The organism is Lentilactobacillus parakefiri (assembly GCF_002157585.1).
GTDB lineage: Bacteria > Bacillota > Bacilli > Lactobacillales > Lactobacillaceae > Lentilactobacillus > Lentilactobacillus parakefiri.
In genome coordinates this window covers 1-20,560 of the sequence record NZ_BDGB01000027.1, presented here as the reverse complement: position 1 = coordinate 20,560, position 20,560 = coordinate 1, and the positions used below count along the sequence as shown (strand labels likewise).

Sequence of the window (20,560 nt, the reverse complement as noted above, 5' to 3'; positions counted from 1 at the left end):
ATTAATTAAAATATGCCCTGTGATACCAAGGGATCAGTCTGTCTTCATACTTTCAAGTTTCAGATATGCAGTTATCGTTATGCGATTTCCCTGATGACATAGCTGTTTATGCTTATTTTTTTACAAAAGAAACTGAAAAGTTAAGACAAGTTAGCGTCTTTATGATATAGTTGTCTGTGAATTGGGGGAAGACTCAAATGAATACAATTGGCATTCAAGCGCTGATTACATTGATTACATATATTTTGTTTATCGCTATGGCGTTTTGGACAGTTCAAGAAATCCACATCGAGCGTTATATCCCATTGAGGGCAATGCCGGGGAAATTGCTGATCGTGCTCGTTTCAATTGCAATCGGGTATGCATGCAGTTCATTTTTCCTCTCTGTAATATTTAACATTCAAAATTTGATGTACCTAATTAAGTGATGTAGGAGGCGTTCTTGTGGAAAAAATTATTGTACATGGTGGTAAGCCACTTCGCGGGACAGTACATATTGATGGTGCTAAGAATGCCGTTTTACCAATCCAAGCTGCAACCATTTTAGCTGGTGAAGGAAAGACGGTTATCTCAAACGTGCCATTGTTGTCTGACGTGTATACCATGAATAAAGTATTGCGTTTCTTGAATGTAAGCGTTGATTTCGATGAAGCGAACAATGAGATTACGTTCGATGCGTCAAAAGATATTTCAAGTGAAGCTCCCTTTGAGTATGTTTCGAAGATGAGGGCGTCAATCGTTGTCATGGGGCCACTTTTGGCTCGGCTGGGTCACGCAAAAGTGGCCTTACCGGGTGGGTGTGCAATTGGTTCGCGACCAATCGATTTGCATTTAAAAGGATTTGAAGCCTTAGGTGCTCAAATTGAACAGCATGACGGTTATGTTGAAGCATACGCGCCAGATGGTTTGACCGGAGCGGAAATCTACCTTGATTTTCCAAGTGTTGGTGCCACTCAAAATATCATGATGGCCGCAACTTTAGCCAAGGGAAAGACGGTGATTCAAAACGCCGCTCGTGAACCTGAAATCGTTGACTTGGCCAATGTTTTAAACAAGATGGGCGCCAAAGTGGTTGGTGCCGGAACTGAACAAATTCGTGTCGAAGGCGTGCCTGAACTTCATGGGACTGATCATGCAGTTGTCCAAGATCGAATTGAAGCTGGGACATTTATGATTGCTGCTGCAGTCACTCGTGGTAACGTCATGATTGAGGGCGCTATTCCAGAGCACAATAAACCTTTGATTCTCAAAATGCGTGAGATGGGGGTTACCATTAACGAAAGCGATGATGGCATCCAAGTGATCGGCCACGACAACCTCAAGCCGGTTGACGTTAAGACGATGCCTCATCCAGGCTTTCCAACTGACATGCAGCCTCAGATGACAATTTTGCAGTTGACAGCTAATGGCAGCAGTTCAATGACTGAAACGGTCTTCGAGAATCGATTCATGCACATGGAAGAACTGCGACGAATGAATGCCCAGTACACCATTTCTGGTCGGACGGTCGTTATGGATGGGCCAACCGATTTTAACGGGGCCGAAGTTGCTGCAACTGATTTACGAGCAGCTGCCTCCTTAGTGATTGCCGGACTCGCCGCCAGTGGCTACACCACCGTTACTAACTTACAGTACTTGGATCGCGGTTACCACGATTTCCACAAGAAACTTGCCAACTTAGGCGCTGAAATTAAAAGAGTTAACGTTGAAGAAGATTCAATTGTCTTGAATAAATCGCTCAAGAATCGCTCATAATTTTTTGGGGTTGAGATCGTTACTTGATCTCAGCCCCTTATTGTTTGGAGACTTATTAGAAACGCAAACTTTATGTGGTATAATTATTTTTTGAGATTAAAGTTTTTCAGGAGGAACCTACACAGATGGCAAAAGACATTGGAATTGATTTAGGAACTGCCAACGTACTGATTTACGTTGCTGGGAAGGGAATTGTATTAAACGAACCATCAGTTGTCGCAGTTGATACTCGGACTGGAAAAGTCCTGGCAGTCGGCTCTGAAGCTTACCGGATGGTTGGCCGGACACCAAGCAACATTCGTGCAATCCGGCCATTAAAAGATGGTGTTATTTCTGATTTTGATATTACTGAAGAAATGCTGACGTACTTCATCAATAAACTGGATGTTAAAGGATTCATGTCCAAACCAAAAATTATGATCTGTGCACCTACCAACGTGACTGAAATTGAGCGGAATGCAATCATGCAGGCTGCTGAAAAGGCCGGCGGCGGCCAGGTTTATTTGGAAGAAGAACCTAAAGTGGCTGCAGTCGGTGCCGGAATGGATATTTTTCAACCTCGTGGTAACATGGTGATTGACATGGGTGGCGGAACCAGTGATATCGCCATCATTTCTCTGGGCGATATTGTTGCCAGCAAGTCAATTCGAGTTGCCGGCGACAAGATGAATACCGAGATCGCCAGTTATATCAAGCAGAAGCATAATTTGATTATTGGTGAGCATACGGCTGAAAAGATTAAGATTGAAATTGGAACCGCCAAAAAAGATGATTCCGATGTTAAGACGTTGGAAGTTCGTGGACGTGACGCCGTTTCTGGAATGCCACGAGCGGTTACGATCGACAGCAATGAGATCGCTGAAGCAATTAACGATACCGTTCAACTGATCATCAGCGGTGCCAAAGAAGTTCTAGAAGTGATTCCACCCGAATTAGCGTCGGATATCGTTGACCGTGGCATTATGCTGACCGGTGGTGGTGCATTATTAAGAAACATCGATCAAGTGATTGCCGATGCGCTGACAGTCCCAGTGATTATTTCCGAAAATCCTTTGGACAACGTTGCCAAGGGTGCTGGAATTCTTTTGGAACACTACATTAAGAACCCCAAGTTGAAGGCCAAGGACCAAAAATAACAGGAGTCAAAGTGAAAAACATTCTGATTAGTCTTGTTCATGGTTATCAGCGCTTTATTTCGCCCTTATTTCCGCCTACCTGCCGTTATTATCCAACCTGCAGCAGTTATATGGTAACAGCTCTAAAAAAGCATGGTGCGTTCAAGGGCGCCATTATGGGCATTGCCCGGATCCTTCGCTGCCACCCATTTATCAAGGGCGGTTATGACCCAGTTCCGGACCACTTTACCATTTTTCGGAATAAGGATGCGCGCGATGAATACCGAAAATCCATGCACCTGAAATGATCTTTGAACAAGGAGAATATGATGAGTAAAGCAAATAAAAGTATCAACGTTGAAATTAAAGATCGAACGGATCAAAGTGGAGAGTCAATCTCCGAACTATTTATTGGCAAGAAATTAATCGGCTCAATTAAGCAATTGAGTGCGGACAAATTTCAGGCAGTCAACACTCACGACGAAGAATTTCACGTCAAAAACTTCGATGAGGGTGTGACACAATTAATCAAAGATTTTCATCTTCACCATTAATTTGGCGAATCAAAGCAAGGAGGGTCTAATTTGGATACCAGTCGCAGAACCTCTAAAGACGACCAATCGCGAATTGACTGGGGAATCATTTTCTGTGTCTTAATGCTGGCATTAATTGGGCTGGCATCGATTTATGTTGCTGCCACCCATGATTCAAGTTCTACCAGTGTCATGAGGCAGGTTGTTTCGCAATTGGTTTGGTACGTCATCGGAATTGTCGCCGTTGTCATTATTATGCAGTTTGATTCCGAACAGTTATGGAAGGTTGCCCCGATTACTTACTGGCTGGGAATTGCGCTTTTGGCAAGTGTGTTGGTGTTATACAGCAGAACCTACTACATTAATACGGGTGCCAAAAGCTGGTTCTCGTTATTTGGACTGACGTTTCAACCTTCAGAAGTTATGAAACCTGCTTATATCTTAATGATGGGTCGAGTCATTGTTCAGCATAACGATAACTACCCATTAAGAACTGTTCGAAGTGACTTCCTGCTGATTGGGAAAATGCTGCTGTGGACAATTCCGGTAGCCGTTTTGTTAAAGCTGCAAAATGATTTTGGAACGATGTTGGTTTTCTTCGCTATTCTGGGCGGGTTGATTATTGTTTCTGGGGTCACCTGGCGGATTATTTTGCCGTCGGTGATCACCATCTTTGGATTAGCAGGAACCGTTTTGGCGTTAGTTATTCCCGAGTCTGGGCGCCATTTGCTGGAGAAGTTTGGTTTTCACGCTTATCAGTTTGCCCGGGTTGATACCTGGTTGAATCCGTCTGCGGATACTTCCAATCGGGGATATCAGTTGTGGCAAAGCATGAAAGCCATTGGTTCTGGTGGCATTTTTGGAACTGGCTTTAATCAATCACACGTCTATGTGCCGGTTCGAGAATCTGATATGATTTTCTCAGTGATTGGTGAGAATTTCGGCTTTATCGGCAGCTGTGTGTTAATTTTGCTGTATTTCCTGTTGATTTATCAAATGATTAAGGTTACATTCGATACGAGGAATGTTTTTTACGCTTACATTTCCACTGGCGTCATTATGATGATCTTATTTCATGTTTTTGAAAATGTCGGCATGAGTGTTGGTCTCTTACCACTGACTGGTATTCCATTGCCGTTCGTCAGTGCCGGGGGATCGGCGTTGATTGGGAACATGATTGGGATTGGCTTAATTATGTCAATGCAGTATCATAATAAGAGTTATATGTTTGGCGAAGACAAAGAGTTCTCATAATATACAGAAAAGGTGGAATTAATGATGGATACAAAATACTATTGGACTGAAGAAAATAACGGTGAAGTCACAGTTGGCTTGACTGAAGCAGGCAAGAACGAACTGGGCAACATCACTTTTGTATCACTTCCAAAGGTTGGGGCTCAATTAACAACCAGTGATACGTTATTAAACGTTGAGGCTGACAAAGCCGTTTCAGATATTCCAAGCCCGGTTGCTGGAAAAGTCACTGCTGTCAACAGCAATGCGGTTAATGATCCTTCCGTATTAAACGGTGCCGACAAAGCCACTTCATGGATTGCCAAGATTCAAAAGTAAAAGTTCTTGACGGTTGGGCTATTTTTAGGTAGACTAACTAATAGTTTGATGATAGAAAAATTACAAGATGAGTAGATGATTAGAGGATGTCAAGAGAGCCCGGCTGGTGTGAAAGGGTCAATCACTATTATCGAAGATGGTCTTGGTTAAAAATGTGTCGGTGAGCGTCGCGAGCCGATGATGGGTAACGACCATTATTTCGTTGAGTATGAAGATACTCATGAGGCGATTATTAAAAGATAATCGCGAATAAAGGTGGTACCACGAAGCTTTTCGTCCTTTCATAAGTCAGTTAAGATTTATGAAAGGACGAAAAGCTTTTTTGTATATTAAGGGGTGAAAAGATTGATTCGATTTAAAGATGTCTCCAAACAATACAGCACCAAGGATGGTGGGCTAACCGCGGTCAATGATGTCAACATCGAGATTAATGATGGTGAAATCTTTGGGATTGTCGGTTATTCAGGAGCCGGGAAAAGTACCCTGGTGAGAATGCTGGACGGGCTTGAAGCCCCCTCAACCGGTGAGATTGCCATTAACGGGACTGATGTTTCCAAGCTCCACGGCAGCCAATTGCGAAAGCAACGCCAAAAAATTGGCATGATCTTTCAGCATTTCAATCTGTTGTGGTCACGAACCGTGTTGGACAACATTGCTTTACCGCTTGAGATTGCCAAGGTTCCCAAAGCCAAACGAAAGCAGCGCGCAGAAGAACTAATTAAGCTCGTTGGCCTGGAGGGACGTGAACACTCATATCCATCCGAGTTGTCAGGCGGCCAAAAGCAGCGGGTTGGGATCGCTAGGGCGTTGGCAAATGAGCCGACAATCCTCATTTCTGACGAAGCAACCAGTGCTTTGGACCCTGACACAACCAATGAAGTCCTTGATTTACTGCTGAAGATTAATAAAGAAATGAATCTCACAATATTATTGATTACCCATGAAATGCACGCCATCGCCAAAGTTTGTGAGCGAGTGGCGGTCATGGACAGCGGTAAAGTTGTTGAGACTGGGTCGGTGTTTGAAGTCTTCCGTCATCCTCAACAAGAAATTACTCGAAAGTTTGTCAGCGAAGAATTTACGCCACAGCAAAGTGACAATACCATGACGCTTGATGAACTGATCAAGAAATATCCGGATGGGCAAATCATCCGGTTGATCTTTCACGGACCACAAGCTGAATTGCCAATTGTCTCAGACGTGGTCAAACGTTTTCCAGACTTGACGGTTAGCATCATTTCAGGCGCAATTCATCAAACTCAAGAAGGGGCTTTGGGATCGCTTGACCTGCAATTTGTGGGTGATGACAGTCAGATTAACGATGCCTTGGAATATCTGAAAAAGATGCGGGTTGGAACGGAGGTGATTCATCATGACTAATTCAACCGGATTTAAATCTTACTTCCAGCTTCATAACGTCGATTGGGGTTCGATGATGTCAGCGACTTGGGAAACCGTGTGGATGACCCTGTTATCAATGGTTGCAATTGTTATCTTAGGCATTATTCTGGGGCTAATTTTATACGAAACTCGTAACAAGCCGGGAATTGGTTATCGAATTCTAAATTGGCTGGTTGGTTTATTCGTCAATATTTTCCGTTCAATTCCATTTATCATTTTGATTATCCTGTTGTTGCCAATCACGATGAAGTTAGCTGGCACCATCATTGGGCCACGGGCTGCTCTGCCATCGCTGATTATTTCTGCGGCACCGTTTTATGCTCGGATGGTCGAGTCTTATTTCCGTGAGGTTGATTCCGGCGTCTTGGAGGCTGCCGAGTCAATGGGGGCAACTACTTGGGAAATTATTACCAAGGTGTTATTGCCTGAAAGCAAACCAGCGTTGATCGCCGGAGCGACCGTTACCACGATTTCATTGATCGGCTACACCGCTATGGCAGGTGCGATTGGTGCGGGCGGCCTTGGAAACCTCGCTTATCAGGACGGGTTTCAGGCAAGTAATAATACAGTGACCTTAGTCGCAACGGTCATTATTTGTTTATTCGTGTTTATCGTTCAATTTGTTGGAGACATCTTCGTTAAGATTACCGACAAACGGACATTATAATATTTGGGAGGGTTTCATAATGAAGAAGAAATTATTGAGTTTATTCGCGGTTGTCTTTACTGCCTTTTTGTTGGTTGGCTGTTCATCATCGTCTAATTCCAGTAAAAAGACCACAACTTTGAAGATTGGGGCTTCAGCTGTGCCACATGCACAAATTTTACGTCACGTTGCCCAAGAACTTAAAAAGGAAGGCGTTAATCTGAAGATTACAACTTTCCAAGACTACACCATGCCTAACAAGGCTTTGGCTAACGGCGAACTGGATGCCAATTACTTCCAGCATGTCCCATTCCTGAAACTTTGGAATAAGCAAAACCACGGGACATTGGTCAATGCCGGTGGCGTTCACCTGGAACCAATCGCTGTTTTCTCGAAAAAGGTTAAGAAGCTTCAAGACCTCAAGAAGGGTGCCACAATCATCGTCAGCAGCAATGTCCCTGACTATGGCCGAATTCTTCAGATCTTTAAGGATGCAGGTTTGATTACATTGAAGAAGGGCATTGACATCACCTCTGCCAACTTCAGCGACATTGCCTCAAACCCACGTCATTTGAAGTTCAAACACAGTTATGAACCAAAATTGCTGCCAACCATTTATAAAAATGGTGAAGGCGATGCAGTTGTCATTAACGCTAATTATGCGGTTGGTGCCGGCTTGAACCCAATTAAGCAGTCAATTGCGATTGAAAAACGTGATTCACCATATGTCAATATCATCGCCACTCGTAAAGGTGACCAGAAGAAACCAGCTATCAAGAAATTGGTCAAGGTTCTTCAATCAACCAAGACCCAAAAATGGATCTTGCATCATTACAAGGGTGCCGTTTTACCAGAGAAGAATGTTAAGTAATTAATATCAATTGAAAGCCGTCCGCTATATACTTGAGTTAGTCATTGTGCACTAATCTAAGTTTATAGGGGGCGGCTTTTTTGAAAGAGAAAAATGTATTTCATGTTAATGGTTATGTAGGCTTAGTTGTCGCTTTGGTTTTGCTGGGCGCTGGCGGTTACTTGCTATGGATTGGTAGTGAAAACAGCTCGATTGGTTCGATCGTCTTTGGGTCAATCATCATCGTCCTGGATTTGCTATTTGCCAGCTCATTAACGATTATCCAGCCCAACGAAGCAAAAGTCTTGACGTTTTTTGGTCAATATATTGGGACAATTCGAACGTCGGGATTATTCATGACTGTGCCGTTGACCAATAAACAAACGATTTCGCTGCGAGTTCGCAATTTTAACAGTTCAATTATTAAAGTAAACGATTCGAAAGGAAATCCAGTGGAGATTGCCGCTGTGATTGTCTATAAGGTCATTGATTCCGCTAAAGCAATTTTTAGCGTGGAAGATTACGAACAGTTCGTTGAGATTCAGAGTGAATCGGCAATTCGACACATTGCCAGCCAATATCCGTATGATAGTTTTGACGACACGACTGACAAATTGACGTTGCGAGGTAATGCCACCGAAGTCTCAGTGGCGTTGCAGAAAGAATTACAGGATCGTCTGGACGTTGCCGGACTGCAGATTATTGAAACACGGTTGACTCACTTGGCATATGCTACCGAAATTGCGAATGCGATGCTGCAGCGACAACAAGCAACCGCCATTTTGTCCGCTCGGAAAATCATTGTCCAAGGAGCGGTGGCGATTTCAGAAGATGCCGTCTCCCAGCTGGAAAAAGACTTGGGATCATCGATTACGGACGAGCAGCGAATGAAGATGATTAATAACGTTTTAGTTTCCATCATTACTGAGCGCGGGACGCAAAACGTGATTAACACGGATAATTTGGATTAATAACAGTGTTTAAGCTGATTAGAACGTGCAATTCCATTGGAGTTGCACGTTTTTTTGTATTATGTTGACATTGTTGTCTTTAGCATATATAGTTAGTTGCATAAGTAATTAACTAATACACGGAGGAACACTGATGACAACTAAAATTGTTCAAACAGAAGATTTACACAAGACCTATGACAAAGACAGCGCGAAACCATACGAAGCTTTGAAAGGGATCAGCTTGTCTGTCAAAGAAGGCGAATTTGTTGGGATCATGGGCGCATCCGGTTCTGGGAAAACCACTTTATTAAATATCTTGGCAACCCTTGATCAACCAACCAGTGGTTCTGTTGAAATTGATGGCCAAGACGTGACTCATTTGACGTCTAACCAAATGGCTGATTTTCGTTCTAAAAAACTGGGTTTCATCTTTCAAGACTTTAACTTATTGGAAACCTTAACTGCCCAAGAAAATATTGCCCTGCCGCTTTCACTTCAAAATGCCAAGGCGGCGACCATTCAAACGGCTGTCAAAACAGCAGCTTCAAAATTAGGGATTGATGATTTACTGAGTAAATATCCAACTCAACTTTCTGGCGGTCAAAAGCAACGCGTTGCCGCGGCCAGAGCGTTGGTCTCAAACCCGTCAATTATTTTTGGTGATGAGCCAACCGGGGCGCTTGATTCAACCAACGCCCGTGAATTACTTGACACTTTAACAAACATTAATCAACAGGGGGTCTCGATTCTGCTGGTCACTCACGATCCGTTTTCTGCGAGTTTCTGTAAGCGAATTTTGTTCATCAAAGACGGTAAAATCGGTGATGAAATTAATGCTGGCGATAAACCGCGAAATGAGTTCTATCAAGAAATCCTCGAAAAATTAGGCACGTTCGAACAGTAATCAATCAAAGGAGCTTAGCCATGTTATTTAAAATTTCAATTTCAGGAATCAAGGCTCGTTGGAAAGATTATTTGGTCCTATTTTCGGGAATGATCATTACGACAGCCATCTTCTACATGTTTGAGGCAATTTCAACCAACAACAAATTTACGACCAGCAGTCCGATTGGTCAAAATGCCAAAATCGTCTTCATTTTCGGGTCCATTTTACTGGCAATCATTACGCTGGTGTACGTTTTTTATGCCAATAACTTCTTAATGAGTATGCGTGAACACGATTATGGGTTGTTCATGATGCTGGGGGCAAAATCAGGGGTTATCAGTAAATTGATTATCATCGAAACGCTCGCTATCGGGTTAATTTCAACAGTTGTTGGGATTATCATTGGCATTGGCTTTACCCAAGTATTAAGCAGTTTCTTAGCAAGCCTGATTCACATGTCGTTGACGCATTTCTCAGCATTTTATATGCCAGCCGTCATTGCGACGATTGTCCTGTTCGCTATTTTGTTCCTGATTGCCGGCTTCTTAAACGCCAGAACCTTTACCAAGACCTCTGCGCTCCAACTTTTACGTTCAGACCAACAGAGTGATTGGAAGCAGCCCAAAGCGTTGACACTTGCCACTCAAGCAATTGCGGGCGTTGCTTTACTTGCAGGCGGGTACTACGCGATGTATGACATTCAACAACTAAAGGTCATGGCCATCCCGATTGCCTTAGTCACGATTGTTTTGGGAACTTACTTCGTCTTTAATTCATTTTTTGTGATGTTACTACAAGCCTTTCAACGTTCCAGCATAAGCCACAGTGGGCTAAACAGCTTCACATTGGCGCAGCTAAAATTCAGAATTCGTGATTATACTAAGATCCTTTCCGTTGTCTCATTACTGTTCGCACTGGCCCTCGGAGCGATTACGGTCGGAACGGGCTTTCAACGCATGGTCCCTAAATTAGCTTCAGGAAACGGCTACTATTCCGTTGCCATCACTAATCCCAACTATGAAATGCATTCTTTGGTGGGTCAGATTAAGGATAAAGTCACCGTTACTTATCAGCAAAAAGTGGATCCGCAGGCAAAACGGGTGTATTACCGGCGCGATCAACTTAAAGAGCAGCCTTTAAAGTACGCGGCATTTGTCAGTCGAAAAACACTGGCTTCAAAGACGTTCACTGCCAAGCCATCCCAGTTCAAACACAGCGATTCACCGGCTTACCAGGAACTGTGGGGATTGCAGAAGCCAACGATTAAAGCCTACCAAATTAAAGTGGTTGGTCAACAAGCCTTCAATCGGGTCAATGCCAAGACAAATCAGTTACTGATGGTTCGGGCAAATGATATGGATGCAGCTGCAGCACCATTGACCAAGATTACGAACCTTCAGACCAAGCAATATGGCTATCAAAATGGAGAACAAGTTGGTGGTTCATTTACCTTGTATCAATCCTTCAAGAGTATTTTTGGCAGCCTTGAGTTTATGGGAATCTTCTTAGGGATTGCCTTTCTCGCAATGCTTGCCAGTTGCTTGATGTTCAAGATTTTGAGCGGGGCTGCAAGTGATAAGATTCGCTTTGACATGCTTAACAAGATTGGGACTCGTCGATCGGTTTTGAACCGTTCCATTATTACCCAAATCCTTGTCTTGTTTGCACTACCTGGAATCCTGGGAATCTTAGACGTCGCCTTTGGCCTTCAAATGTTTGCCAAAGGTGGTTTGCTGATGGGCGGGGCCTATCAGACCTTTGGGGTAACAACAGCTGGTTTTCTGGTTCTTTACCTGATTTACTTCATTGTGACCGTTTTGATATACTCACGAATTGTGGTTCCAAAGACGAAGGTGGAGCGTTAGATGAAAACAATTATAGAATGGGTTGATCAATATGAAGTTTGAATTTAATAGTTCAGCGCCCATCTACCGTCAGGTTGCCGAACAGATTGAGGATGCAATTGCTTCCGGCGGATTTTCCGAGGGGGGTCAAATTCCTTCTACGACGGAGATCTCAAAGGAGTTCCACATCAATCCAGCAACCGTTTTAAAAGGGATGAATATCGTTGCGTCTAAGAAGTTGATTGAAAAACGGCGCGGTCTGGGGATGTTTGTCAAACAAGGGGCAAGACAGCGGATTTTGGCTGAAAAGCGAAGTGGCTTTTTTGACGAGTTTGTTGAAAACTTAGTCCGTGAGGCCCAGAATTTAGATATTTCTGAAGATGAGTTATTGAATTTAGTGAAAAGAGGTTACCAGCGATGAGTGTATTGGAAGTCAGCCACATCTCAAAATCATTTGGGTCAAAGCACGTTCTTTCAGATATTAATTTGTCATTTGATGATAACAAAATCTATGGTCTCCTTGGGAGAAATGGTGCTGGGAAAAGCACGTTGCTTAGCATTATCACCGACCGAATTGCTGCTGATAGTGGGGAGGTCAAAATTGATTCTGAAGACGTTGACGATAACGACTCAAGGCTGGGTTTGATGTACCTGATGAGTGAAGCCAATCTCTATGCTGACGGCTGGAAACTAACTCAGATTATCAAAGATTCTGAATCTCTTTATGGTGGCTTTAACCATGAGTTGGCGGATCGTTTGATCAAAGAATTCGGTTTGGATATCAATCAGAAGTTCGGTAAATTATCTACTGGGTATAACTCGATCTTTAAACTCATTTTAGCATTGTGTCTGCCGGTTAAATATGTCTTGCTGGATGAGCCGGTTTTGGGATTGGATGCCAATCACCGTGAGCTTTTCTACAGTGAACTGATTCAATCCTATTCCGATAATCCACGGACGTTCATCATTTCGACTCACCTTATCGAGGAGGTTGCCAATATTATCAGCGATGTGATCGTCCTAGATCAGGGTCGAGTCATTTTGAATCAGCCAGTGGAAGATGTCTTGGCAAAAACCCATTCAGTGGTTGGACCCGAAAAAGATGTTGAACAATATACGAAGGGCTTAAATGTGATTGGCCACAACATGATGGGAACCATCCGAGCCAACTACGTATACGGTGACCTTGATGACCGCATTTTACCGGATACCGTGCAGCTGTCGAACTTTGACCTGCAGAAACTGTTTATTTTCCTAACCAATCAATATGAGGGGAGTGCTAAGAATGAAGACCAATAAAGTCACTAAATTCCTGTTTCGGCGACAAATTATCGGCTTAGCGGAAATGTATCTGTTCTTGTTTGCCGCTTTTTTAGTCCTGCCATTCCTCTTTTCAGCAATTTCCGGATCACTAAATGATTACTCATTAACCAACCAGATGCAGGGTTCCTGGGTGACGGCGGCATTTGGGGTATATATGTTTGTCATTTCAACCTTATCCTATGAGAACTTCAAATTTTTGATTCAAAATGGGATTTCCCGGCAAACCTTTTTCAATGCCCAAGTCATTGTCAACGGGTTCTTAATCCTGATTGGCAATACGTTTAACTTGGTCTATCAATACGCGGTTCTGATGCCGTTGGGACATGCCAAAGACACCAATATTTTTATGTCCTCATATGCCGGTTACTTCCATAACCCAATCGTGGCATTCGTGTTTAACTTTATATTTAGTGGGCTTCTGCTGATCGTTGGGGCTTTGAGCGGGATGGTCATTGGGAACTTCTTAACGTTGTTTTCCAAGTTTGTTCAGCGAATTATCCTGATTGCCACTCCGGTTGTTGGCTACATTACAGCAATGTATACGGCCTCAAGGGTCATTTTGGACAAAAACTTTCAGATGACCTGGGTCGCTAATTTTGCAAAATTTATTCTTGGTTATCGCCCAACCGGCCCCTACGATCCCTTTCCAATGATTGGGACGATGCTGGTGATGGCAGTTATCCTTTTGGTGATTACCCGCTACTTGTTCAGCAAAAAACAATTAAAACGAGAATAATTGGTACCTATGAGTTCAAACTAATAATGTGATGAGAAGCGTTTGTAAATGTTTTCAACTGTGAGGTTCCGTGATATACTTAAGTTTCTGGAAACTATACGAATTGATAAAAGGATGAGAATTCATGGAAAAACACAAAAAGCAACACATTGGCCTCATTTTTGGCGGCAACTCCTCAGAACATGATGTCTCAAAACGTTCTGCTCATAACATTTATGACGCAATGGATAAAACCCGTTATGATGTGAGTTTGTTCTTAATGACCAAGAATGGTTATTTCCTGGATCATGAAGCTTCTTCTCGGGTTTTCGCTGGAGAACCGGAAGACGAGGTTGCCAAGCAAGAACTTGCTAAGCTGGACCTCAAAAATCCACTAGCACGGATTATTAACTTAGCTGAGGAATCCGATATTGACGTTTTCTTCCCGATTATTCATGGTAATCTGGGCGAGGATGGTACCATTCAAGGGTTATTGCGGCTCTTACACAAACCATACGTGGGAACGGCAATATTAGGCTCAGCAATGTCATTTGACAAGGACATTACTAAGAAGATTGTCAAATTGGCTGGTGTGCCGACAACCCGTTATGAAGTGATCACGCCGCTGACCGCAGAACAGTACAGTTATGAGGCTCTCAGCAACGAACTTGGTTCGACCTTATTCATTAAGCCGGCTAACCAGGGGTCATCAGTTGGGATCCATAAAGTTGAAAATGCCGAAGAATATGCTGAAGGTATCCGCGATGCCTTCCGTTATGACAGCAAAGTCTTGGTTGAAGAAGCAATTGAAGGGCCGGAAGAATTGGAAATTTCAATTTTAGGCAATGACCACCCAATTGCTTCGAAGATCGGCGCGATTCGTGTACCCGCCGATGATGCTTTTTATACTTATGACAACAAGTTTGTTGATGCCAGCGAGGTTCAATTTGACGTTCCGGTGGACATTTCTGAAGAACTTGCCCAACAGATTACCGAGATGGGGTTAACAACTTATCGGGCATTGGGACTCAAAGGAATGGCTCGGATTGATTACCTGGTTTCTAAAGATGATAAGCCATACATGAGTGAGGTCAATACGCTGCCGGGATTTACCAACATCAGTTTGTATCCACAATTGTTTGCTGCATCCGGCATTTCATATTCAGAATTAATCGATCGTTTGATTCAACTGGCCATTGATGAGTTTGAACGCCAGTCAAAAATCTTATACGACTTCAAACCATTGCCACCGCGGGATCAAAATATTAACAAATAAAACAATCAAACTGGCGCAGATTCTGCTGCCGGTTTTTTTGCATGCAGGGAAGTTTTTTTGATGGGAAATACTCAGACCAAACTTTATTATTATTTGACGGGGGCATTGATTGTCTTCATTTTGCTACTAGGACGTTTCCTAAATACTTACCAAAGCTTTACAACGGTCGTCCTTTGCTCACTAATGATGTTCTTACTGCTAGTCAGTCTATTTTACTATGGCGTCGTCCAAACCGTTCACAAGACCATTCTGAGCCGACCGTGGTCACGATTGGCATTGCTTTGTTGTGGCGTTTACCTGTTTGTTTTGCTGGTACCACTAGGACTATTTGGCTTCTCAAATTTCATTAAGTTCTCTGTCCCGATTTCCGGGGCTCAATTTACCTGGCTGACGGTTAATCGGTATCCAATTGCGATTAGTGCGATAATCGGTTATTTTGGATTGGCATTAGTAGGAATTTATTTTTCAAATTATGCCCGAAATATATTGGCTGTTGATGGCGATCAACCAGTTCAAGCTTTCAAGAATACTGCCAAATCGATGACGATGAAACAATTTGGCCAAAAGCTAATTTTAGTTCTTTCCATGTTGATCGGTATCTGTCTATTCATTGTTGGATTGGGCTTTTTGAACAAAATTTTTCCCAGTTCGGGCTTGTTCTTTCTGTCGCAGGGCCTCATTGACATTGTCGCGCCGTTTGTGGAAATTGTTGTGATTGGTTGGTTGCTGGGCGTTAAGTATGCATGGATCACCAGTAGGGGCTTGATCGCTGGTGTGGGTGTTTGTTTGATTGTCTTTTCGGGCTTGCTTGCCGGGATCAACCCAGCATTATCCGCGCGACCAATTGGGCAACCAACGATCATTGTTCACCGCGGCGTGATCAATCATAACGCTCAGGGGAATACCATTACGGCTTTGAAACGCAATAGCCGCTACCACTTTCCATTTATTGAGATGGATATTCAAGAAACCAAAGATCACCAATTTATTTGCGCCCATGATGACGATGTTACGATCCCTAGTCACGGCAAGCGGGAAATTAATCAACTGAATTTAGCTACTATCAGCCAATTCCACCATGTTGACATGTTTGGCGATTATCTGCGAGTCGCCAACCGATTGGGGCAGCCACTTATTATTGAATTGAAAGTGACCGATCATAGTGATCCGCAGATGGGAACCCGATTTGCCCGGCAGTTTAAAAGACAGCTGCAGGTGTTGCCACATCGCGTGCATTCGGTTGGGTATCCGTTTTTGAGACAGATTAAACGTCAACTCCCACACACGGATGTTGGGCTGGTAACGATGCTTAACTTTGGCAATATTGGCAACTATAAAGTGGACTTTTACACGCTGCAACACTTAACCGCCAATCCTTTTTTGATTGCATCAGTCGGCAAAACAGGTCGCACCGTCTATTCATGGACTGACGACAGTCGACTGTCAATGACCCGAATGGACTTGTTGGGGGTGAGTGGTCAGGTAACCGATCAAGCGCTTCGTCTTCAAGAACTGCGAGTTAACTATCAAAAGGACCGTTGGATTCTGCTTTTGAACTCGTTGCAGAATTATTTGTAACTTTTTCGTATATCTAGAGTAGGAGGTACAGTGATGGTGAAAAGATGTGAGTGGGCAACTAAGAGTCCAGAATTGTTAATTTATCACGATACGATTTGGGGGCGGGTGCAAAAAGATCCACAACAACTATTCAAGGCCCTGTGTCTTGAAATAATGCAGGCGGGATTGTCATTTTCAACAATTTTAAAATTTGAACCAGGCATGGATGAAGTATTCCACGACTTCTCCTTAGACTATTTGGCTGGATGTGATCAGTCTGATGTTGAAATTTTTTGCAAGGATCGCCGAATTATTCGCAATCACGCCAAAATCAGTGCGGTAATTGCCAACGCCAAACTCCTTCAGCCGGATCCAAATGTCCTGACGAAAGCGACTTGGGGACCGGTGAATGGGGTTCAATTGGATCATTTACTAAGAGCGTCACCCGATCCAGAGAAGTACAAGAAATTTACAGAAAAGTTTGTGAAGACATTCAAAAATATAGGGTTAAAACGGATGGGTCTGATTACTGTGTACAGCTATTTGCAAGCGGTTGGCGTTGTGAATGATCATCTGATCACTTGTGATTTCCATGAGGAATTACCTGCCAAAAATGAGGAAGAATCTTCTTGATTGTCAATTATAAATATAATATGATACTCAAGTTGTATGTTAAGCAGGTTAACTATAGGGAGTCGTTATATAATAATGGTGATTACGGGGGCCTTAATTAGAAAGGCAAGAAAAGATAGGGGGATGTCCCAAATTCAGCTCGCTGAGGGGATTTGTACCCAAGCAACCATCAGTTCAATCGAAAATCAAAATGTGTGTACCAGCGTGGATATTTTGGTGAAGATTTGCCGAAAACTCGATTTAAAAATTACGGATGTTGCCAAGAATCAGCGATATGGTGATAAGGTCTTTTCATATATTGAAGACGATATGCGAAATCATTTATATGCTGAAGCTAATCGGCAAATTAATCAAATTGATACCAAGAAATTGGAGACACGGTACATGCTGGGCAGGTATCATTGCTATCGTGGGTTTATTGAACTTTATATCAATGATGATATTCACGAAGCAATTTTTCATTTTAACCTTCAGCTCACCCAATATTCGGCTGACAAATTCACGTTTTATCAGGCCTGGTCAAATTTAGGCATTGGGTTGGCTTACCAAAAACTTGGCAAATCTCAGCGAGCGGAAGGGTTCATTGACTCAAGTTCCCAAATTCTTTCGAAAGTCAAAAAGTCGGGCAAGCACGATATGGTTGTAATTGTTGATCTTTACGTTGATATTATTGCTGCTTATCTGGAGCTGGGTAAGGAAGATCGTGCGATGCCGTTAATTCATGAAATTCTGCATGAATTGACCCGACAAGAATTAATGTATAAAGTCGATGTTTTGACTGAGCTGGAATCTAAATGCTTGTATGCTAAGGGACAGATTGTTCAAGCAACCATGAAACAAATAGCGGCGATGTTTGTCGCCGAGCTTCGCGGTAATACGGCATTAGCTGAAAAGATTCTCAAACATAACCAGTCTCACATTATTGAGATGGTAAAAAATGAGGCGGCCAAAAATGAAGGGCGGCCAACTCTGATTCAATGAGATCGTGTTTATTTTTAGATTCTTAATTGCGCATTAAAACAGGCCAAAACAAAAGCTAATTGCCTTTGTTTTGGCCTGTTTTAGTAGGTTAAAGATTCTAATTAATATTGACGAATCCTACTGATTATCAAAGACGATTCGTCAATTGGCTTAAACATGCTTGCTTGGGTTGACGGCTGGCTTATTGTCCAAATCAGTTCTAACAACTAGGACATCACAAACCGCAGTTCTAGTAACATATTCAGTAACTGAACCAATTAAGAGCCGTTCCACGGCATTCAAACCAGTTGCACCAATCATGATCAAATCGATGTTGAGGTTTTGGGGAATGTCTCTGGCAATGACAGTCTTAGGTGCGCCATACTCAATTGAGTAATCGACATCGTTGAGCCCCGCTTTTTTTGCATCTTCGATGTACTTATCCAAAGTTTCTTTTGCAGTATCAGTGACTTGTTCCACCATTGATGTGTCAAAACTCGAAATATTTTGAAATGCACGTGTATCAACAACGTGGACTAAGTGAAGAGATGCATTATTACGGATCGCAACTGCTACACCCTTTTTAAAAGCTAATTCAGCCTCGTAGGAACCATCAACTGGGACTAAAATTTGTTTATATTGTTGTTGTAACATTATGCCCACCCTCATTTCTATCTGTTTAACTTAATTGTACTTTACTTTCCGCAAAATACAAAGGAATAAATCCACTACCGTTGTTTATGATTGATGACGTTAAGAATCGCGAACTCAACGACCAGCCCATGTGCAGTCATCCACAAAAGGACGACTAAAATAAGAATGTCATTTTGGATGATTAACGCGAAGATACCCAAAATAGCCAGAATGATAAACATTATCCCGCCATTTTTTGCGGCACCCGTTAGTCTGGGATCGTCTTGAACCGAAATATTAAACATTGTTTTGTGCAGGTGTGAAAGTAGGTAGTAGCCAATATAAAGGGCGATTAACACTGCAATGGCTACTAAAATAGTGATGATCATCATGACACTCCAATTCTATTGATGTCCGGCAGATTTTCTCAGCTTGGTATACTGTGATTTAAAAGCGGACTCGATCCGCCCATTTTCTTTTGGATGGTAATATTGGGCATTTTTGATTTTATCCGGCAGGTACTGTTGTTTGACCCAATCATTTGGAAAGTCGTGGGGGTATTTGTAAGTGACACCGCGACCAAGTTTCTTGGCACCCTGATAATGCGCATCCTTAAGGTGAAGCGGAACGTCGCCATAGTTACCGCTTCGAATATCACTCAGCGATTCGTCGATCGCAGCCATTGCAGAATTGGACTTTGGGCTTAAGCAAAGTTCAATAATCGCATTGGCAAGTGGAATTCGTGCTTCCGGGAGACCAAGTTGGCGAGCAGCATCAACTGCGGCAACGGTTCTCTGACAGGCTCCTGGGTTGGCAAGGCCGATATCTTCGTAAGCAATGACCAAAAGACGCCGCATAATCGAAACTAAATCCCCAGACTCAATCAGCCTGCCCACGTAGTGAAGGGCTGCATCCGTATCTGATCCCCGGATTGACTTTTGAAAAGCGGAGATCACGTCGTAATGGGCGTCGCCGTTCTTGTCAGAGTTGAGTGCTTTTCGCTGTAGGCACTCTTCAACAATTTCCTGAGTGACATTAATGTTCCCCTGGTCATTTTTGGGAGTTGACTTGACCGCCAGTTCCAAGGCATTTAAGGAGGAACGCAGATCACCGTTGGTGGCGGTTGCCAAAAAGTTTAGGGCTTCTTCGGAAATCACTGCGGGGTAATCCCCCAAACCCTTGTTTTTATCATTCAGTGCACGGTCGAGCGCTTTTTTTATGTCGGCGGGCGTGAGGGGGTGGACTTCAAAAATCTGGGTTCGTGATCGAATGGCCGGATTAATATTAATGTATGGGTTTTCAGTGGTGGCACCGATCAAAATGATTGAGCCGCTTTCAAGTAATGGCAAGAGAAAGTCCTGCTTGGTTTTGTCGAGTCGATGAATTTCATCAAGTAATAGGACAACCGTGCCGCTCATCTTAGCTTCTTCAGAAACGACCTGTAAATCTTTCTTGGTATCAGTGGCAGCGTTTAAAACTCTGAAGGCATACTTGGTCGAACCGGCAATTGCGCTGGCAATGCTGGTCTTCCCAGTTCCGGGGGGACCATATAAAATCATTGACGACAGCATCTTAGCGCGCACCATCCGGTCAATAATTTTACCTGGGCCGACTAAATCCTGTTGGCCAACAATTTCTTCAAGTTTGGTTGGGCGCATTCGGTAGGCAAGGGGTTGCTGCATAATCATCCTCCTTTCAAATTGTGATGGTTAAAATCAAATTCTATTAATTATAACATGCGTGTGGCGGCACAAAAAAAGGTTCTACAATATCTGTTGTTGGTAATAGATTTTTATCTATTACTGATGACAGTTTTTTTATTTATCATTAGAATAAAAAAGCGGACATTTTGAGGTGTACCCCCAAAGTTAAAGTAAATATTTGCTTGTCTTTCCTAGGCGGCCCGGA

At 43.0% G+C, this 20,560-nt stretch carries 23 protein-coding genes; 20 read left to right on the top strand and 3 right to left on the bottom strand.

Going from position 1 to position 20,560, the window contains the following annotated elements:
- Positions 1–197 precede the first annotated feature (197 nt).
- From LPKJCM_RS01920 to LPKJCM_RS01825, 20 genes are all read left to right on the top strand, one after another.
- A complete protein-coding gene (locus LPKJCM_RS01920; RefSeq protein ID WP_013727684.1) occupies positions 198–428 on the top strand; it encodes a DUF1146 family protein in 231 nt (76 codons plus the stop codon).
- A 16-nt stretch (positions 429–444) separates the two neighbouring features.
- The gene (murA, locus tag LPKJCM_RS01915; RefSeq protein WP_057962879.1) at positions 445–1,755 is read left to right on the top strand and encodes a UDP-N-acetylglucosamine 1-carboxyvinyltransferase; all 1,311 of its coding nucleotides are present in this window, start codon (positions 445–447) and stop codon (positions 1,753–1,755) included.
- A gap of 125 nt (positions 1,756–1,880) precedes the next feature.
- Complete coding sequence (locus LPKJCM_RS01910) at positions 1,881–2,891, top strand: rod shape-determining protein (RefSeq protein ID WP_013727686.1); 1,011 nt, start codon at positions 1,881–1,883, stop codon at positions 2,889–2,891.
- 11 nt (positions 2,892–2,902) lie between these two features.
- Entirely contained in the window at positions 2,903–3,178 is a 276-nt protein-coding gene (gene yidD, locus LPKJCM_RS01905) for a membrane protein insertion efficiency factor YidD (protein WP_057962878.1), read from the top strand.
- A 21-nt stretch (positions 3,179–3,199) separates the two neighbouring features.
- The gene (locus LPKJCM_RS01900; RefSeq protein ID WP_057962877.1) at positions 3,200–3,424 is read left to right on the top strand and encodes a DUF2969 domain-containing protein; all 225 of its coding nucleotides are present in this window, start codon (positions 3,200–3,202) and stop codon (positions 3,422–3,424) included.
- 30 nt (positions 3,425–3,454) lie between these two features.
- Positions 3,455–4,657 (top strand): FtsW/RodA/SpoVE family cell cycle protein, encoded by a 1,203-nt coding sequence (locus LPKJCM_RS01895; protein WP_057962876.1) that lies wholly within the window; start codon positions 3,455–3,457, stop codon positions 4,655–4,657.
- A gap of 24 nt (positions 4,658–4,681) precedes the next feature.
- Positions 4,682–4,975: a glycine cleavage system H family protein gene (locus tag LPKJCM_RS01890; protein ID WP_057962875.1), complete on the top strand. Its 294-nt coding sequence runs from the start codon at positions 4,682–4,684 to the stop codon at positions 4,973–4,975.
- A gap of 345 nt (positions 4,976–5,320) precedes the next feature.
- Positions 5,321–6,355 carry a methionine ABC transporter ATP-binding protein gene (locus tag LPKJCM_RS01885; protein ID WP_057962874.1) on the top strand — a complete coding sequence of 345 codons (1,035 nt, stop codon included), beginning with the start codon at positions 5,321–5,323 and terminating at the stop codon, positions 6,353–6,355.
- Entirely contained in the window at positions 6,348–7,043 is a 696-nt protein-coding gene (locus LPKJCM_RS01880) for a methionine ABC transporter permease (protein ID WP_057962873.1), read from the top strand. Before LPKJCM_RS01885 ends, LPKJCM_RS01880 begins: the two co-directional genes overlap by 8 nt.
- Positions 7,044–7,062: 19 nt before the next feature.
- The gene (locus LPKJCM_RS01875) at positions 7,063–7,893 is read left to right on the top strand and encodes a MetQ/NlpA family ABC transporter substrate-binding protein (RefSeq protein WP_057962872.1); all 831 of its coding nucleotides are present in this window, start codon (positions 7,063–7,065) and stop codon (positions 7,891–7,893) included.
- Positions 7,894–7,973: 80 nt separating this feature from the next.
- Entirely contained in the window at positions 7,974–8,843 is an 870-nt protein-coding gene (locus tag LPKJCM_RS01870) for an SPFH domain-containing protein (protein WP_057962871.1), read from the top strand.
- Between the two features lie 133 nt (positions 8,844–8,976).
- Entirely contained in the window at positions 8,977–9,729 is a 753-nt protein-coding gene (locus LPKJCM_RS01865) for an ABC transporter ATP-binding protein (protein WP_057962870.1), read from the top strand.
- Positions 9,730–9,749: 20 nt separating this feature from the next.
- Positions 9,750–11,576 carry an ABC transporter permease gene (locus LPKJCM_RS01860; protein WP_057962869.1) on the top strand — a complete coding sequence of 609 codons (1,827 nt, stop codon included), beginning with the start codon at positions 9,750–9,752 and terminating at the stop codon, positions 11,574–11,576.
- A gap of 31 nt (positions 11,577–11,607) precedes the next feature.
- Positions 11,608–11,976 carry a GntR family transcriptional regulator gene (locus tag LPKJCM_RS01855; protein WP_057962868.1) on the top strand — a complete coding sequence of 123 codons (369 nt, stop codon included), beginning with the start codon at positions 11,608–11,610 and terminating at the stop codon, positions 11,974–11,976.
- A complete protein-coding gene (locus LPKJCM_RS01850) occupies positions 11,973–12,854 on the top strand; it encodes an ATP-binding cassette domain-containing protein (protein WP_057962867.1) in 882 nt (293 codons plus the stop codon). Before LPKJCM_RS01855 ends, LPKJCM_RS01850 begins: the two co-directional genes overlap by 4 nt.
- Positions 12,841–13,614, top strand: a complete 774-nt coding sequence (locus LPKJCM_RS01845) for a hypothetical protein (protein ID WP_057962866.1) — start codon at positions 12,841–12,843, stop codon at positions 13,612–13,614. Before LPKJCM_RS01850 ends, LPKJCM_RS01845 begins: the two co-directional genes overlap by 14 nt.
- A 124-nt stretch (positions 13,615–13,738) precedes the next feature.
- A complete protein-coding gene (locus LPKJCM_RS01840) occupies positions 13,739–14,869 on the top strand; it encodes a D-alanine--D-alanine ligase family protein (RefSeq protein WP_057962865.1) in 1,131 nt (376 codons plus the stop codon).
- A 60-nt stretch (positions 14,870–14,929) separates the two neighbouring features.
- The gene (locus tag LPKJCM_RS01835; protein ID WP_057962864.1) at positions 14,930–16,447 is read left to right on the top strand and encodes a glycerophosphodiester phosphodiesterase family protein; all 1,518 of its coding nucleotides are present in this window, start codon (positions 14,930–14,932) and stop codon (positions 16,445–16,447) included.
- A 33-nt stretch (positions 16,448–16,480) separates the two neighbouring features.
- Entirely contained in the window at positions 16,481–17,059 is a 579-nt protein-coding gene (locus tag LPKJCM_RS01830; RefSeq protein WP_057962863.1) for a DNA-3-methyladenine glycosylase I, read from the top strand.
- Positions 17,060–17,095: 36 nt separating this feature from the next.
- Entirely contained in the window at positions 17,096–18,040 is a 945-nt protein-coding gene (locus LPKJCM_RS01825; protein WP_225364081.1) for a helix-turn-helix domain-containing protein, read from the top strand.
- Positions 18,041–18,190: 150 nt separating this feature from the next.
- Here the strand turns inward: LPKJCM_RS01825 and LPKJCM_RS01820 are convergent, their stop codons facing one another.
- The 3 genes from LPKJCM_RS01820 to LPKJCM_RS01810 form a co-directional block, all read right to left on the bottom strand.
- Positions 18,191–18,673 (bottom strand): universal stress protein, encoded by a 483-nt coding sequence (locus LPKJCM_RS01820; RefSeq protein WP_013727704.1) that lies wholly within the window; start codon positions 18,671–18,673, stop codon positions 18,191–18,193.
- A gap of 74 nt (positions 18,674–18,747) precedes the next feature.
- Positions 18,748–19,041, bottom strand: coding sequence for a hypothetical protein (locus LPKJCM_RS01815; protein ID WP_057962862.1), 294 nt, complete (start codon positions 19,039–19,041; stop codon positions 18,748–18,750).
- A gap of 15 nt (positions 19,042–19,056) precedes the next feature.
- A complete protein-coding gene (locus LPKJCM_RS01810; RefSeq protein WP_057962861.1) occupies positions 19,057–20,334 on the bottom strand; it encodes a replication-associated recombination protein A in 1,278 nt (425 codons plus the stop codon).
- Between the last annotated feature and the right edge of the window lie 226 nt (positions 20,335–20,560).